We start from the raw sequence: 16,072 nt of genomic DNA, 5'->3' as shown, positions 1-16,072 counted from the left end.
GTCACCAGCTCCTGAAGCGTGCCGGTGGCGCGTACAGGCCGCCTGACCACGTCACCAGATCGTCGATGCTGCGTGCGGCCAGCAACGAACGCTTCGCTTCGCCACGACGAATGCCGAGATCTTCCGGATACGCGACGATGCCGCGCCGGCGCAGTTCGGCCGTTTTCTCCGGCTTCGCGCGCAACCCGATCGGCGTGACACCGGCTACTGCTGCCAGCGCCGCGCGCCGCTCGTCGACCCCTTCGGCTTTGTGCAGATGCGCGATGCCTTCCTCGGTGACGACATGGCTTACGTCGTCGCCGTAGATCATCACGGGCGCGATCGGCATGCCGCTCTTCGCGCCGACGGCCACCGCGTCGAGTTCATCGACGAAGGTCGGCTCGCCGCCTTTCTTGTACGTTTCGGCCATCTGCACGACCAGCTTCTGTCCACGCGACACCGGACCCTGGTCCTTCAGCAGCTTGAGCCATGCTTCGCTCGAATGACGCCGGCCGCGCGGATCGTGGCCCATGTTCGGCGCACCGCCGAAACCGGCGAGGCGGCCGCGCGTGACCGTCGACGAATTGGCGTCCGCGTCGATCTGCAAGGTCGAGCCGATAAACAGATCGACGCCGTATTGACCGGCCAGTTGGCACAACACCCGGTTCGAGCGCAGGCTGCCGTCGTTGCCGGTGAAAAAGACGTCGGGCCGCGCTTCGATGTACGCCTCCATGCCGACCTCGCTGCCGAAGCAATGGATGCTGTCGACCCAGCCCGATTCGATCGCGGGAATCATGGTGGGGTGCGGATTGAGCGTCCAGTTGCGGCAGATCTTGCCTTTCAGCCCGAGCGATTCGCCGTAGGTGGGCAGCAGCAATTCGATCGCCGCCGTATCGAAGCCGATGCCGTGATTCAGCGAGCTCACACCATACGGTTCGTAGATGCCGCGAATCACCATCATCGCGGTGAGCACCTGCAGGTCGCCTATATGCCGGGGGTCGCGCGTGAAGAGCGGCTCGACGGCGAAGGGCCGATCCGCCTGCACGACCACGTCGACCCACGAACCGGGAATATCGACACGCGGCAGTTCGTCGACGATCTCGTTGACCTGCACGATCACGATGCCATGCCGGAACGCGGCGGCTTCGGCGATGGTCGGCGTGTCCTCGGTGTTCGGTCCGGTGTACAGATTGCCGTGACGGTCGGCCTTCTCCGCGCACAGCAACGCGACGTGCGGCGTGAGGTCGACGAACATCCGCGCGTACAACTCGACGTAGGTGTAGATCGAGCCGATTTCCAGTTGCCCGTCTTCGAGCAGCTGCGCGACGCGCAAACTCTGCGGCCCGGCAAACGAGAAGTCGACCTTGTGCGCGATACCGCGCTCGAACAGCGTCAGATGTTCCGGCCGGCCGATGCTCGATATCAGCAGATGCACGTCGTGGATCTTGTGCGGATCCACCTTGGCGAGCGAGCGCGACAGGAAGTCGGCCTGTTTCTGGTTGTCCCCTTCGAGGGCGACGCGGTCGCCCGGCTTAATCAGCGCTTCGAGTGCGTCGACGATGCGGTTGGTCGGCAGGACGCCGTCTTCCAGCCAGGGGGAAATCGCCGCGAGACGACGGTTCTTTTCGTCGCGGCGCGTGGTCCAGGAGCGTGCGGTGGTGGAAGCGTCGGTGGCTTCGGCGGATCGGTTCATCGGCGGATTCAGCTCCCGGTGGTGGCGCGCGTGCGTCTGGCACGCGGCCTGGGTTGGTTCGCGAGCGCGGCTTCCGCCTGCGCGCGTTCGGTCAGGAAACGGTAGAGCAGGTCGCCGGTGCCGAGCAGATGCGCGGCGACCAGGGATTGTGCAGCGGGAATATCACGACGTTGTACGGCGTCGAGCAAGGCGGCGTGTTCATTGTCCGACTCGCCCTTGTACGACGGCAAGCCGAACTTCAGGCGCAGATACCGCTCGCCGCGCCGATGCAGCGTGCCGATCATGTCCTCGAGTTGCGAACGGGCAGCGGGCGCATACAGGCTCATATGAAACGCGACGTTGCGCGCGACGTACAACGACGGGTCCGGCTCGCGCTCGGCGGCGCGGCAGAGCGCGGCGGATTCGCGCAGCGTGGCCTCGGTGTGATTCGGAATCGCGAGGCCGATGGCAAGGCTCTCCAGCGCGGCGCGAATCTCATAGATTTCGCGCGCTTCATCCGCCGACAAGGGCGCGACGGTTGCGCCTTTATGCACGGCGGCTCTCGCCCAGCCTTCGCTTTCGAGCTGACGCAAAGCTTCGCGCACGGGAATTGCACTCACCGAGAAATGCCGCGCGATTGCGTCCTGCCGCAACGGTGCGCCAGGCGCCAGGGTGCCGTCGACAATCGCCGCGCGCAGCGCCTCCGCGATGACATGGGACATGCTCTCACGCGGCGCCGCCGCGGGTAGAAGCGGGCTGCGCGCCGGGGCGTCCAGGGGAAAACCATCTGTTGCGTTGCTCATGGTATCAAATATTATATATGAAAATGTGCCAATTACAGACGGGCAAACCCGCAAAGCTTTTTACCACCGGCGGCCCGCGATGCCCTCTCAACCTTATACGAGGCGCATCGATTCGCGAGCAGGCACGCCATCCCGTCGTTCCCTTTATGTCAGTCACGTACGCCACGTACGTCAACCGCAGGGCCGGAGGAGCATGATGAATTCACTAACCGACCGCACGTCGGTCGTGCGGCGCCGCACGCCGCTCAATCGTTCGCAGATCGCAGGTTTTTGGGGAGCGTGGGCCGGCTGGACGCTCGACGGAATGGACTCGTTCATCTACGCGCTCGTGCTGACGCCGGCGTTGACCGAGCTGCTGCCGCGCTCGGGGTACGCCGCGACGCCGGCCAATGTCGGGCTCGCCGGTTCGATTCTGTTCGCGCTGTTTCTGGTCGGCTGGGGGCTGTCGTTCATCTGGGGGCCGCTGGCCGACCGCTTCGGCCGCACCAAGGTGCTGGCGGGCACCATTTTCACGTTCGCCATTTTCACGGGACTTGCAGCGACCTCGCACAACGTGTGGGAACTCGGCGTCTACCGCTTCATTGCCGGGGTCGGCATTGGCGGCGAGTGGGCGTTGGCGGGGACCTATGTGGCAGAGTCATGGCCTGAAGATCGCCGTAAGATGGGCGCGGGTTATCTGCAGACGGGGTACTACGCCGGGTTTTTTCTCGCTGCGGCGCTCAACTACACGATCGGCGTGCATTACGGCTGGCGCGCGATGTTCCTGACCGGCGCGGTGCCGGTGGTGGTGGCGATTCTGGTGCTGCTGCGCGTGAAGGAGTCGGAAAAGTGGCAGAAGGCGGAAGCGCGCACCGAGCAAGTCAAGCCGCTGCGTGAAATCTTCGGGCCGACGTATCGGCGTCGCACGTGGGTCGCTTGCATTCTGTTGACCATCGCGATCGTCGGTTTGTGGGCGGGCGCGGTGTACGAGCCGTCGGCTGTGATTCAACTGGCGACCAAGGCCGGCATGGCGAAGAACGATGCGATCAGGACGGCGTCGCTGGCAACCGGCTTGCTGTCGATTGCGACGATTCTCGGTTGTCTCGCGTTGCCGCCGCTCGCCGAGCGAATCGGCCGCAAGAAGACGCTGGCGGTTTACTTCACCGGCATGGCGGTGGCGATTGCCGGCAGTTTCGGCTGGGCGTTCTATTTGCCGAACGGGCTCGCGCCGTTTATCGCGTGGCTCTTCGTGCTGGGCTTTTTTGGCGGCAATTTCGCGCTGTTCAGCTTGTGGCTGCCGGAACAGTTCGAAACCCGGGTGCGGGCCACGGCGTTCGCGTTCTGCACGTCGTTCGGGCGGTTTGTCGGGGCCGGTGTCAACTTTCTGCTCGGCGCGGCGGTGCTGCATATGCATACGCTGGGCGTGCCGGTGGCGTTGACGGCGCTGGCGTTTATCGTCGGCTTGTTCGTGATCCCGTTTGCGCCGGAGACGAAAGGAGAGGTGTTGCCGCAGTGAGATTGGCCGTTTGGCTGAGTAGCGGGCGTGGGCGGCAGCGGGCATGCTTCCTGTCGGTTGGACGACGTTTCCTTTGCTCATTTGGGTTTGCCGATATGTACAGAAACCTGTACAATGAATCTCCGGCTCGGGATGGTTTTGTCCCCGGGTTGTCGACGCATATGGCAGCCGATATGGCAGCCGCCGTGGCATGAGAAATCCGCTTGGCGGTGGAATCGTCTCTAACTTTTGACAGGAGCGACTGGAGGGCAACCTGCCAGATCGAGAAACCAATGAACGTCCTTACTTACAGCGAGGCGCGTGCCGGCTTCAAGCAAGCGATGGACGACGTCTGCCGCGATCACACGCCCATGCTGATAACCAGACAGAGTGGCGAAAATGTGGTGATGGTTTCGCTCGAGGATTTCAATGCGATGCAAGAAACCTTGTATCTTCTGAGTTCTTCGAAGAATGCCCAGCGGCTCGCCAGGTCTATCGCCCAGTTGAATGCCGGCAGTGCGTTGCCGCGCGAACTGCTGACCGATGAACAAACAGAGAAGCCGCAACGAGGAGGCCGCAAAGGCGGATAGTGTTTTTATGTTCACCGATGAAGCATGGGACGACTATCGGTATTGGCAGGAAACCGATCGCAAAGTCTTACGCAAGATCAATACGCTGCTTGAGGAGTGCCGGCGCGATCCTTATCGCGGCACTGGAAAACCGGAGGCGCTGGTCGGCAGCTTGAGCGGGTTCTGGTCGCGCCGTATCACGCACGCTGATCGCCTGGTCTATTTGCCGCGAGACGGAAAGATTTACGTGATCGCCTGCCGTTTCCACTACGACGACTGAAACAAGACCTGCCGCAGCGCCCTAACGCTCAATCGGCGTGATGCCGCGCGCGTGCGCCGGGACGCAACATCGACAATAACGGCCAGCCGAGATTTACGCCGAGACTCGCGGCCACGATCAGGGCCATGCCCGCGAGTTGCGGCAGCGACAGTGCCCGCCCATACACGACGGCATCGACTACGATCGCCGTCAGCGGATAGACGAACAGCAGCACGGCGATGATCGGCGTGGTCAGTTTCGGTAGTGCGCCGTAGATCAACACATACGATAGCCCGGTGTGCAGGACACCCATGCCGATCAGCCAGAACCACTGCATCGGCCCGATATGCACGGTGGTAAGCGGCGCAATGAAGGGCAGACACACCACGCCAACCGCGCATTGCGCGAGTGTCAGCAGGTGCGGCCGCAAATTGCCGAGCCCTTTGGCGATCAGCGTGACGCTCGCATACAGCACCGAGCCGGCCAATGCTTCGCCGATGCCGATCAGATAGCTCGCATGCCCTTGCAGATCCGCGGTAGCCGCGACGCCCGAGGCCAGAACAAGTCCGACGAATGCGGTCGCGATCCAGCCCAGCCGGTCGACGCCGAGGCGCTCGTTGAACAGCGCCGCGCCCATCAGCACGACCCAGAACGGCTGCACATGAAACACCACGGTCGCCACCGCAATGCTGGTGCGATGAATCGCGTCGAAGAAACCGACCCACTGCGTGACCATCAACACGCCGGAGATCAGCGCCAGCGCGACGGTGCGGCGCGTGAAATGCGCGCGTGTGAAGAAACCTTTCCATGCGCAGTACGCCGCGAGCGAGAGGAAACCGAACAGGCAGCGAAAGAACACCAGTGTCAGCGCGCCGAGCCGCGCTTCCTCGACGAAGATGCCGAGCGTGCCCATCAGGAGTCCGCCACCGGCCAGCGTAATGGCGCCTTGTTGACGTTGGGTGAGGGGCATGCGAAGCGGCTCCGGAAGTGAGTCACATAAGGTTGAGTCACCAGTATTGCGCGGCTTGCACGGCATCGACAAACGAATTAAATTGAGAAATTCCATAAGCTGGATTGATAAATCATGCACCCCGAATTCGACGTCGATTTGCTGCGCACCTTCGTCGCGGTGGTGGAAACGGGTAGCTTCACGAAGGCTTCGACTACCGTGCACCGCTCGCAGGCGGCGGTCAGCATGCAGATCAAGCGGCTCGAAACCATGCTCGGCACCACGTTGTTCGTCCGCGATACGCGCAATCTCTCGCTGACGCGGCCCGGCAATACGCTGCTCGAGTACGCGCGGCGCGTGCTGGCGCTGCATGAAGAGGCGTGGTCGGCGATCGTGCGGCCGGAAGTGACCGGGCGCGTGGTGCTGGGCGCGCCGGACGATTACGTGTCGTCGCTGCTGTCCCCGGTGTTGCGGCGGTTTTCGAATCTGTATCCGCATGTGGAGATCGAGATCGTCTGCGCGCAGAGCACGTCGCTCGCGCCGATGCTGGCGGACAACAAGATCGATCTCGCTTTCGTCACGCGCGATCGCAAATTGCGCGGCGAGTTCGTGCGCAGCGAGCCGATGGTATGGGTGGGGGCATCGGAGGATACGCCGGTGCTGGCGGCGTCGCCTTTGCCCGTGGGGCTTTACGAGCCGGGTTGTGTCGCGCGTCAGCACACGCTGGCCGCGCTGGATGGCGCGCATATCCGCTATCGGGCGGCATTTAGCAGTGCCAGTCTGATGGGTTTGGTGGCGACCGTGGACGCGGGGCTTTCGGTGATCGCGCTCACGCGTTGCAGCGTGCCGTCGCGGCTGGCGATTCTCGGCGAAGCGCAGGGCTTGCCGAAGATCGCGCCGCTGGAAATCGTGGTGGCGCGCAGCGCCAAATCGGATCGGCCCACGTGCGATTATCTGGCCGCGCAGATGGTGCAGGACTTGTCGCTGCGCCCGCAGGGGCGCGGGGCTTAGTTGCGCCGCTCAACCCCGAGGATAAGCCGTCACCTCGCCATCCACCGCAAGCCGTACATGTTCGCCCGGCCGCGGCGACAGATAACCCGGCACTCTGGCGCGCACCACCGTCCGCGCGCCGGACTGCAGTTGCAGCGCGACGCCTGCGTCCTGCCCCTGAAAGATCACTTCCTGCACGATAGCGTCATGAGATGCCACGCCATTCGGCATGGTCTCTTCAGCACGCAGCAGACGGATCTGCTCAGGCCGCACCATCACATCGACCGCGCCGTTGCCCATCGGCGCGCACAGCGGCAAGTCGCCGAGCTCGCAGTCGACGCGATCCTGCGTGACCACGCCCGGCAACAACACCGCTTCGCCGACGAACGACGCGAGTTCGCGCGTCACCGGCCTGCGGTACAGCGTCTCCGGCGTGGCGGTCTGGATCAGCCGGCCGTCCCACAGCACCGCGACCTCATGGCCGAGCGACAGCGCTTCCGATTGATCGTGCGTGACAAGAACCGCCGTAGCGCCCGCAGCGGCGAGGGCGCTGGCCACCGCTTGCCGCGTTTCGAGCCGCAAGGCGGCGTCGAGCGAGGAGAAGGGCTCGTCGAGCATCACCAGCGTCGGCGACGGCGCGAGTGCGCGAGCCAACGCCACACGTTGCTGCTGACCGCCCGACAACTGCTGCGGCGCACGCGTGCCGAAGTTCGCCGGCAGGCCGACCAGTTCGAGCAATTCCGCCACCCGATGGCGTGCGCGCCGCTGCGGGCGCGGCAAGCCGAACACGATGTTGTCCGCCACCGACAGATGCGGAAACAGCGCGCCTTCCTGCGGCACGTAACCGATGCGCCGCTGCTCTGAAGGCACATGCAGGTTGTCGCCGGCCACGCGGCGTCCGTCGATTTCGACGCTGCCGCTATCCGCGCGTTCGAAGCCGCACAACAGCCGCAGCAAGGTGGTCTTGCCGCTGCCGGACGGTCCAAGCAGCGCGAGCAGCGTGCCGCGCTCGACGGAGAGATCGATGCCGTGCAGCACGGGGTGGCCGTCGAACGATTTTTGCAGTCCGCGGATACGAAGTTCGCTCATGAAAATCCGATTGAAAAAGCGGGCGAGGGCGCGACGTTCAGCTGCGTTCGCCGAGCAATGCCGATCTGCCGAGCAACGCGAACAGGAGGCCGGAGGCGAACAGCGAAATGCCGGTAAGCAGCGCCGCATAGGGCGCGGCGGCGGCGAACGCCATGGTCGACGTGTCGGCCCAGACCTGGGTCGCGAGTGTTTGCGTGTCGATGGGGGAGAGCAGCAGCGTCGCGTTCAGTTCGGTGACGACCGAGATGAACACCATGGCCGCTGCCGCGCCGAGCCCAGGACCCGCGAGCGGCAGCACCACGCGGAACAGGGTTTGCGACCAGCTCAGGCCGAGTGCGCGCGCAGTCTCCTCGAGGCGCGGCTGCGCCTGCATGAAGGCGGCGCGCACGCTCACCAGCGCCAACGGCATGAACAGCATCGCGTAAGCGATCACCAGCAGCGTCGCGCTTTGATAAAGCGGCTGCAGTGCGTGCACCGCGAGCGACACGATGGCCAGCGCGATCACCAGTCCGGGGATCCCTTGCGCCAGAAACACGGTGCGTTCGAACAGCGTCGCGCAGCGCGTCGGATAACGCACCAGCAGGAACGCAAGCGGCACGACCAGCAGCGTGGTCAGCAGTGCGGCGGCGAGCCCGAAACCGAGCGATGAGATCGTTGCGTTGAACAGCAGTTCGGGCGACACGTCGGCCGGCGTGACGGCGGCCGCGCCCGGTTGCGTGAGCCAGTAGCCGATCATGCCGAGCGGCACACCGAGCGTCGCGATCGCCAGTGCGGCAAATCCAGCCACGACGATCCAGCGCCATGCACCGAGGTCGTAGCGCAACACTGCGCGACGCGTGCCGCGGTCGACGCGTTCATAACGCGCCGCGCCGCGTACCCGAAACTCGAACGCCAGCACGACGAGGCAGATCACGATCAGCAGACACGCGAGCAGCGAAGCGCCGCCGCCATCGAAACTGGTACGGTATTCCGCATAGATTTGCGTGGTGAAGGTGCGAAAGCGCAGCAGCGTAAACGCGCCGAATTCGGACAGCACGCCCAGCGCCACCAGCAGCATGCCGCCGAGCAGCGCCGGGCGCAGTTGCGGCAGCACGACGCGAATGAAGGTGGTCCAGCGATTGCAGCCGAGCGCGCGCGCGCTTTCTTCGAGCGCCGGGTCCATGCTGCGCAACGCCGCGGCCACCGGCAGATAGACGAGCGGGAAATACGCGGAGCTCAGCACCAGCAACGCACCGTTGAAGTCTTGCAAATCCAGACTCAGCGACACCCACGCATAGCTCGAAATGAAGGCGGGCATCGCGAGCGGCGCGGCGGTGAGCACGGCCCAGATGCGACGCCCCGGCAAATGCGTGCGTTCGACGAACCAGGCAGCCGCCGTGCCGACGACCGCGCAGACGAGCGTGGTCGATATGGTGATCAGCAGCGTGTTGACCAGCAGTTCGCCGACGAGCGGCCGGAAGATCAGATCGACCGCCTCGCCGATACCGAAGCTCGCCGCGCGCCAGAAGGTAAACGCAATCGGCAGCAACACCAGCAAAGCGCTGAGTGCTGCTGCCGCAAACAAACCGCGCGGCGCGCGCGAATGGACGCGCGCCGCGGCGGGGGTTACAGCCGGAGGGCCGGCTGACACGGCATCGCTCATTTATAGCAAGCCTGCCTGGCGCAGCAGTTTGCCGGCCTGGCTGTCGTCGCCGAGTTGCTGGATCGTCAGCGCCGGCGGGTTCAGTTCAGCGAAGGGCTTGAGGATCGGATCCGGTGCGACGCCTGCGTGCAGCGGATATTCGAACATGACGTGGCTCTTCGCCATCAACTCCTGCGCGCGCTCGCTGACCAGATAGGCGAGAAACTTCTGCGCGCCGTCCGTGTTGTGGGCCGACTTCAGCACTGCTGCGCCCGACACGTTGACCATTGCGCCGGCGTCGCCGTTGCCGAAGTGATAGATCGCGCTGCGGGTTTTCGCATCGCCGAGTTCAGCGTGCAGACGCGCCCAGTAGTAGTTATTGATGATGCCGGTCGCGACGCCGCCGCGGTTGACGGCCGCCACCACGCCTTCGTCGTCGTCGAAAATCTGTGCGTTGGCTTTCAGGCCCTTCAGCCACGCGACGGTTTGCGCTTCACCCTTGAGCGCGAGCACGGCGCTCACCAGCGGCAGGAAGTCGCTGTCGCTCGGTGCAATGCCGACCTTGCCTTTCCATTCCGGCTTGGCGAGGTCGAACAGCGATTGCGGCAGTTGCGATGCCTGCAGCTTGGTCGTGTTGTAGGCCAGCACGGTTTCGCGCGCGGTCACGCCCACCCATGCGCCGGTCGGCGAGTTGAAGCGCGCCGGCACGGTGGCGAGCGTCGCGCCGTCCACCTTGCTCAGCAGGCCTTTCTCTTCGAGCAGCATCAGCTCGGGCGAATTTTCCGTGAAATACACATCGGCGGGCGTCGCTGCGCCTTCCGCGACGATTTGCGCGGCCATTGCCGGGCCTTCACCGTTGCGGATCTTCACCGAAATGCCCGACTGCTTTTCGAAGTCTTTGGCGAGCACATTGACGACCTGCTCGTGCTGCGCGTTGTACAGCGTGATCGACGCCGCGTGAGCCGTCGACGGCTCCGTCGCGAAGGCGGCCAGCGTGAGGGCGGCGGCGCTGCTGACGAGGCGCAGGCGGGTGCCAAACCAGGAATGAGCCATGATCCTAAAATCCGTTAGAGATGTCGTTGTTGATCTTTGATGTGCCGCTTGTCACCGGCCTCGCGGCCGGCGGTTTGCTTTGCGACTTACTTCGTGGCCTGCATTACGTCTCGAACAGCCCGGCGCCGATATACGAACCCGGCCTGGCGCCCGGCGGCACCGCGAATACCGCGCTGCCTACGTGCGTCGTGAACTGGTTCATCATGTCGAACTTCGCGAGCTTGTCGTTGATCGGAATGAAGCCGGTACGCGGGTCGCTCTGGTGAGCCACGAAAATCAGCCCCGCGTCGTATTCGGTTTCCTGACGCCATGGCGGCCAGCGCTCGATGTAGAAATTCGTGCCGTCGTTGTACGAATAGGAGCGGCGCAGAATCTGCGCGCCGTTGTTGCTCGCCTGATTCGACAGGCGCACATGCGAGTTCTCCGGGATCACCGGATTGCCGTCCTTGTCTTCTTCCTTCAGGTCCACTGCGTCGAACTCGTTTTTCTTGCCGATTGGCGCGCCGCTGTATTTGTGGCGGCCGAACACCTGCTCCTGGAAACCGACCTCGGTGTTGTCCCAGTGCTCCAGCGTGATGCGGATGCGCCGTACCACGGTGTAGGTGCCGCCTTCCATCCACGGTGCGTCGGCGGTGGCGCGGGCCCAGACGAATTCGTTCATCAACTGCGGCTTGGCCGTCGACGGATTGTTGGTGCCGTCCTTGAAACCCATCAGATTGCGCGGCGTCTGACCGCGCGGACCCGACACGAAACCGGCCTGGCCCCAGCGCATCGTCGCGACGCCGTTAGCGAGGCGCGACAGTTGGCGCACCGCGTGAAACGCGACTTGCTGATCGTTCGCGCAGGCCTGGATGTACAGGTCGCCGCCGGTTTTTTCGGCGATGAGCTGGTCGCCGTTGAAGCGCGGCAGATCGACGAGCGCGGCCGGGCGGCGCGAGGCGAGGCCGTAGCGGTCCTTGCCGTCCTTCGTGAACAGACCCGGGCCGAAACCGAACGTGATTGTCAGGCCGCATGGGCCCAGGCCGAGCACGTCGCCGGAATCGGGCGCGGCTTGGGTGTTGGCCTGGCTGTAGGCCGTGTTATCGGTCCTGGCATCGGCTTTCGTGCCGACCTGTGTCTCAATCCGGGTGTCGGCCAGTTCTGCTTTGGCCGCGGCGCCGGTCGGCAGCGGCGCGGCCGTGCTGCCTTGCGTCATGCGGGCCGCGGCGTCGGTCCAGGCACGCAGCAGGGCGATGACGTCGTCGCGTTTCTCGGTCGTCAGATCGAGTGCGGCGACGTACGTGTGACTTTGCTGCGGTGTGACGATGCCGCCTTGATGCAAGCCGTAGAACGGCTCGACCGCCATCTGCGGATCGGCACTGTGCGCGGACGTCTTGCCGAGCGCAGCCTGGGCGGCGGCGCTCGCACCGAGGCTTGCGCCCGCTGCGACCGCCGCGCTGCCGGCCTTCAGAAAACCGCGCCGGGAGGGCCGCGGGGGTTGATCGTTTGCCATGGTTCCTTCACCTTCTTCTGGCCGTGGGGTAGGCCGGGGTTGCGTCCGGCCTGGTGGCCGGATCTGCGTCCGTCTTTGCTGCGGTTACTTCGCGAGCACCAGGGTGTTCACGTCGTCCTGCACGTAATAGAAACCGTCGCCTTCAGGCGTCATCGCGAGACCGAACAGGTCGCCGTTGCCCGGCGGCGATTGCGCCTTGTCGGTGTCGATCCAGCGTGCGTAGATCTGCTTGCCGTCGGCAGGATCGATTTCGACGATCTGGCCGTTCAGCGCGTTGGTGACGAGCAGGTGGCCGTTCGGCGCGGTGACCATGGCGAGCGGGCGATGCAGCAGGCCGTCCGCGGTCAGTTGGCGGCCCACGCCCGCGCTGGTGTCGCGCGTCATCGGTTCGTCGATTTCGGTGATGCGGTTGCCGATGGCATCGGACACGTACAACAGCTTCTGATCGCCCGAGAGCGCGAGTCCGGTCGGGCCGACGAGGAACACGCCCTTATCGGCCTGCGCGCCGAAGCCGCTGCCCACCACGGTTTCCTTCTTCACGACGGGCGGCTTGGCCGTAGGCACGTCGAGGTCCAGACGCAGCACGGTAGCCTGCTTGAACACCGGCGGATTGCCGTTCGCACCGCCCACGCCGAAGCCGGCGTTGCTGACGAACAGCGTCGCGCTGGTGCCGTTGTCGACGACCGCCATGTTGCCCCACGGATCGTTGATATTCGGGCTGGTGATAGTCGACGCCACCTTGCCGTTCGGATCGATCACGATCAGGCAGCCAGCGCCCTTGGTGCCGGTGGTGCCGTCATTGCTCGGCGTGCTGCCGACGATCACGTAACCCGACTTCAGCATCGTCATCGCGGTCGACAGGCCGATGCCGCCCGGGCACTCCTTCAGATCGCGCGGCACCGTGGCGAACACCGTCATCGCCCTGGTGTCCGGGTGATAGTTGATGATCGTGCTGCCGGTGCCCTGCAGATTGGTCGAGTTGTTGAAGTTGCCGACCAGGACATCGCCTCGCTTGACGGTGCCTGCCGTGACCGGCGCGACCACTACCGCGTACGGATTCTGATCGCCGTTCTCCGGCACGGTGTTGATCAGCGTGGTGTGATGCTTGACGGTTTCGAGGAAACCTTGCGGCTCGGCGTGCGCGACGCCAGCCGCCGCGAATGCGGCCGTGCCGAGCGCGGCGGCGATCAGGGCGCGCGCGGCGCGCGGCGAAAACTTGCGCGTGGGATTGTTCATGAATGGGCCTCGGTGCCTGTGCACAAAGCGGTAGTTGCGGTCATGATCGAAAGCATGGGATTCGATGGGTCTTGAGCGTGTGTGACGATGACGAACTGCATCAGAACGTAATGTTGGTTCGCACGCCGATGACGAACGTGTTGCGCAGCGGCTGCGTCGGATCGCTCGGGTTCTGGCCGGCGCCGGCATTGAACGTGTATTGCGCGTCGGCCTGCAGTTGCCACCACGGGTTGACCTGATACTGGTAAGTCGCTTCGAGCGTGGTTTCGCTGGTGCGCACGCCATAGGGGCCGCCGCTGAATGCCAGGTTATCCTGATCAAGACCGTGCGCGTGGCTGCCGATCTTGATGTACGTGAGCGCGATGCCGGCGCTGTCGTTGTCGCGGCCGGCGAACGGCGCCTTCAGCACGACGCCGAGATTGGCGGCGAGGCTCACGAGGTTGCGGTCGCCCGGTGCGCCCATCACGCGCGCGAAGACGTTGAGGCTGCGCGCCTCGTCCGGATCCGGGCGCCAGATCATCTGGTCGGCGACCGCGTAGACGCTATAGTCGCCGTGATGATTCTGCGCAACGCCGGTAGACGCCGGGTTGGCAAGCGAGAGACCGGTGTTGTCGTAGCGCTGATCGGCGAAGCTGCCGTTGTTGTACCAGAGGCCGACCTTGTAGGTGCCCGGCAAACCGCCGCCGCCCGCACTGACCATTTGGCCGTCAGCCGGCTGATTGATCGCGTACTGCAACTCGCCGATGAACAGCGTGCCGTTGTGCAGATTGAAGTTGGTGCCGCTCTTGTTGTTCGGGTTGTTGCCGAGCGGATCGCCGTCGAATACGCCGGCGAGCGCCGTCAACGAAGGCGTGATCTGTCCGCGCACGCGCACGCCGAGGTCGGCCAGCGGATAAGCGGGACCGCCGGAGGGCATGTCGTAGGACGGCAGGGCAGGCCAGCCGAACATCGTGTTCACGAACAGTGCCGAGTTCGTGCTGGTGATGAATTCCTGGTCGATACTTTGCTGACCGACCTTGACGTCGATGCGCTTGTTCAGGAACGACTGCTGGTACCACAGTTCCCACAGGCGCGTGGTGTCGTCGGCCTCGATACCGCTCGCCGTATTCAGCGTGCCGAGCTTGTTGGCGCTGAGGTTGGCGCCGTGGATCTGCAGGGCGCTGACGTTGAACAGGCCGCCCGGCAAACCGAAGGCCTTTTGCGTATCCATCTGCACGGTCGCCGTGGTCAGGCCATCGTAGTCCGCGCCGCGTGCGAGACCGCCGCGGACATTGGCGAGCACTTCGCTGGTTTCAGTGAGCGCGAACGTCACGCCGTATTTGCCGAGCCAGGGGCGCAGGCCGCCGATGTCGCCGAGCATCGTCGGGCGATTCCAGAAGCCGGTCCACTGATTCGTCTGGGTTGCCTTGATGTTCAGGTCCGCTTCGGGCGCTTCCGGCGCGGCATCGGGATTGGCTTCCGCCATGGCTGCGCCGGCGGTCAGCGAGGCCCACGCGAAAGCAGTGCAGAGCGCGGCGCGGCGCAACGAAGGCAAACGCGAACGGCGCGCGGTGCCGCCGCGCAAGGCGGCATCGTGAAGCGAGCGCGCCTGAACGGCGGGCTCGACGGAGCGGGCGAACTTCATCGAAATCCTTATTTGTGTTGTATCGACTGATCTAACCATCGCGGCGTTACGTCACTACGTGTGCCGGCGATTTGCCGCATCGGTTCGCGACGCCGGATGCAGCAGATGGCGAGATCGTACGCATGCGAAATGGGTGCGTCAATACAAATGAGAACGATTCGTATCAATATTGCCGAGATGTAATTCTGAGCTTTACGTACTGCTACTAAAGGTCCTTTGTGTGTAAATTAAATGAAATAAAAACGTAATGATTTAGTATGGATATGGCCATATTGAAGCGGTGACGGAGAGCGGCGGAAGGAAGGCTGGCGTCCTGGGCCGGCCGCAAAAGAAGCTATGATCATCTTCCGAAGCCGGGCGGTCGCGCGGAGCCCTTGAGTGCGCAGCGCCCCAAACCATACCGGGACGACACCGATGTCACACACAGTGAATCTGGAAAACTACTTTACCCGCATAGGCTACAACGGGCCTCGCGCGGCGACGCTGGAAGTGCTCCAGGAACTCCACGCGCTGCACCCGAGAGCGATCCCCTTCGAAAACCTGAACCCACTCACGCGCCGCGCGGTAAAACTGGATCTCGAATCAGTCGAACACAAGCTGATCACGCAAAAACGTGGCGGCTATTGCTTCGAGCAGAACGCACTCTTCGCGAACGTCCTGACGCAGCTAGGCTTCAACATAACGCCCCTGCTGGGCCGGGTCCTGTGGGGCCGCGAATCCGACTCGATCCCCCCTCGCACGCACATGGTGTTGCGCGTCGACATCAAGGACGAAGCATGGATCGCCGACGTCGGTTTCGGCAGCGTGACGCTGACGGCGCCGCTGCGCCTGATCGCAGGCACCGCGCAGCCCACGCAGTTGGGCACGTTCCGCCTCGCCGACGCATCGCACGAGGCGCTCTACCTCGAAGTCCAATCCCGCGACGACACATGGGCGCGCGTCTACCGTTTCGACCTGCACCCGGTCGAGTGGATCGATTACGAGACCTCGAACTGGTACACCTCGACCGCGCCGGAATCGGTGTTCCTGAATCATCTGATCGTTTGCCGGGTCCTCGCAGAATCGCGGCTGACCTTGCTCGACGACCAACTCAGCGAACGCGCTGCGGACGGCCGGATCATCGGCGAACGGCAGCTAAGGAGCGCGGATGAACTCGCAACCTGCTTACACGTTCAATTCGGTCTGAACACGGGCGACATCGACATGGCAGACGTATTCGAGCGCGTGCGCTCATCCGCGACGGCCTCGGCCTGAGACCGCCG

General features: G+C 64.1%; 14 protein-coding genes. 5 read left to right on the top strand and 9 right to left on the bottom strand.

Features of this window, described 5'->3' with window-relative positions; translation table 11 throughout:
• Position 1: 1 nt before the first annotated feature.
• Together mdcA and DSC91_RS08505 are read right to left on the bottom strand one after the other, a co-directional pair.
• Entirely contained in the window at positions 2-1,672 is a 1,671-nt protein-coding gene (gene mdcA, locus DSC91_RS08510) for a malonate decarboxylase subunit alpha (RefSeq protein ID WP_115777720.1), read from the bottom strand.
• Between the two features lie 8 nt (positions 1,673-1,680).
• Positions 1,681-2,454, bottom strand: coding sequence for a GntR family transcriptional regulator (locus tag DSC91_RS08505; protein WP_115777719.1), 774 nt, complete (start codon positions 2,452-2,454; stop codon positions 1,681-1,683).
• A gap of 196 nt (positions 2,455-2,650) precedes the next feature.
• On the opposite strand from DSC91_RS08505, the gene DSC91_RS08500 reads away from it, so the two are divergent.
• The 3 genes from DSC91_RS08500 (at position 2,651) to DSC91_RS08490 (ending at position 4,777) form a co-directional block, all read left to right on the top strand.
• Positions 2,651-3,949, top strand: coding sequence for an MFS transporter (locus DSC91_RS08500; RefSeq protein WP_175171994.1), 1,299 nt, complete (start codon positions 2,651-2,653; stop codon positions 3,947-3,949).
• A 272-nt stretch (positions 3,950-4,221) separates the two neighbouring features.
• Positions 4,222-4,518, top strand: coding sequence for a type II toxin-antitoxin system Phd/YefM family antitoxin (locus DSC91_RS08495; RefSeq protein ID WP_115777717.1), 297 nt, complete (start codon positions 4,222-4,224; stop codon positions 4,516-4,518).
• 7 nt (positions 4,519-4,525) lie between these two features.
• Positions 4,526-4,777, top strand: coding sequence for a Txe/YoeB family addiction module toxin (locus DSC91_RS08490; RefSeq protein WP_115777716.1), 252 nt, complete (start codon positions 4,526-4,528; stop codon positions 4,775-4,777).
• 28 nt (positions 4,778-4,805) lie between these two features.
• Here DSC91_RS08490 and DSC91_RS08485 read toward each other — a convergent pair whose 3' ends face one another.
• Complete coding sequence (locus DSC91_RS08485; protein ID WP_115777715.1) at positions 4,806-5,726, bottom strand: DMT family transporter; 921 nt, start codon at positions 5,724-5,726, stop codon at positions 4,806-4,808.
• 114 nt (positions 5,727-5,840) lie between these two features.
• Between DSC91_RS08485 and DSC91_RS08480 the strand changes: the two genes are divergently transcribed.
• A complete protein-coding gene (locus DSC91_RS08480) occupies positions 5,841-6,716 on the top strand; it encodes a LysR substrate-binding domain-containing protein (RefSeq protein ID WP_115777714.1) in 876 nt (291 codons plus the stop codon).
• 9 nt (positions 6,717-6,725) lie between these two features.
• Here the strand turns inward: DSC91_RS08480 and DSC91_RS08475 are convergent, their stop codons facing one another.
• The 6 genes from DSC91_RS08475 to DSC91_RS08450 all read right to left on the bottom strand — a co-directional run bounded on the left by DSC91_RS08475 (position 6,726) and on the right by DSC91_RS08450 (position 14,810).
• Positions 6,726-7,784: an ABC transporter ATP-binding protein gene (locus DSC91_RS08475; protein WP_115777713.1), complete on the bottom strand. Its 1,059-nt coding sequence runs from the start codon at positions 7,782-7,784 to the stop codon at positions 6,726-6,728.
• Positions 7,785-7,821: 37 nt separating this feature from the next.
• Positions 7,822-9,426, bottom strand: coding sequence for an ABC transporter permease (locus DSC91_RS08470; protein ID WP_115777712.1), 1,605 nt, complete (start codon positions 9,424-9,426; stop codon positions 7,822-7,824).
• A complete protein-coding gene (locus DSC91_RS08465) occupies positions 9,427-10,458 on the bottom strand; it encodes an iron ABC transporter substrate-binding protein (protein WP_115777711.1) in 1,032 nt (343 codons plus the stop codon).
• Between the two features lie 103 nt (positions 10,459-10,561).
• Positions 10,562-11,950 carry a Dyp-type peroxidase gene (locus DSC91_RS08460; RefSeq protein WP_115777710.1) on the bottom strand — a complete coding sequence of 463 codons (1,389 nt, stop codon included), beginning with the start codon at positions 11,948-11,950 and terminating at the stop codon, positions 10,562-10,564.
• Positions 11,951-12,034: 84 nt separating this feature from the next.
• Positions 12,035-13,186 carry an NHL repeat-containing protein gene (locus DSC91_RS08455; protein WP_115777709.1) on the bottom strand — a complete coding sequence of 384 codons (1,152 nt, stop codon included), beginning with the start codon at positions 13,184-13,186 and terminating at the stop codon, positions 12,035-12,037.
• A 100-nt stretch (positions 13,187-13,286) separates the two neighbouring features.
• A complete protein-coding gene (locus DSC91_RS08450; RefSeq protein WP_115777708.1) occupies positions 13,287-14,810 on the bottom strand; it encodes a carbohydrate porin in 1,524 nt (507 codons plus the stop codon).
• A gap of 414 nt (positions 14,811-15,224) precedes the next feature.
• On the opposite strand from DSC91_RS08450, the gene DSC91_RS08445 reads away from it, so the two are divergent.
• Entirely contained in the window at positions 15,225-16,064 is an 840-nt protein-coding gene (locus DSC91_RS08445; RefSeq protein WP_115777707.1) for an arylamine N-acetyltransferase family protein, read from the top strand.
• Positions 16,065-16,072 lie beyond the last annotated feature (8 nt).

The organism is Paraburkholderia caffeinilytica (genome assembly GCF_003368325.1).
In the GTDB taxonomy this organism is placed as follows: Bacteria; Pseudomonadota; Gammaproteobacteria; order Burkholderiales; family Burkholderiaceae; genus Paraburkholderia; species Paraburkholderia caffeinilytica.
Note: the sequence above shows the minus strand (reverse complement) of the source record. Positions and strands in the feature narration are given on the sequence as shown.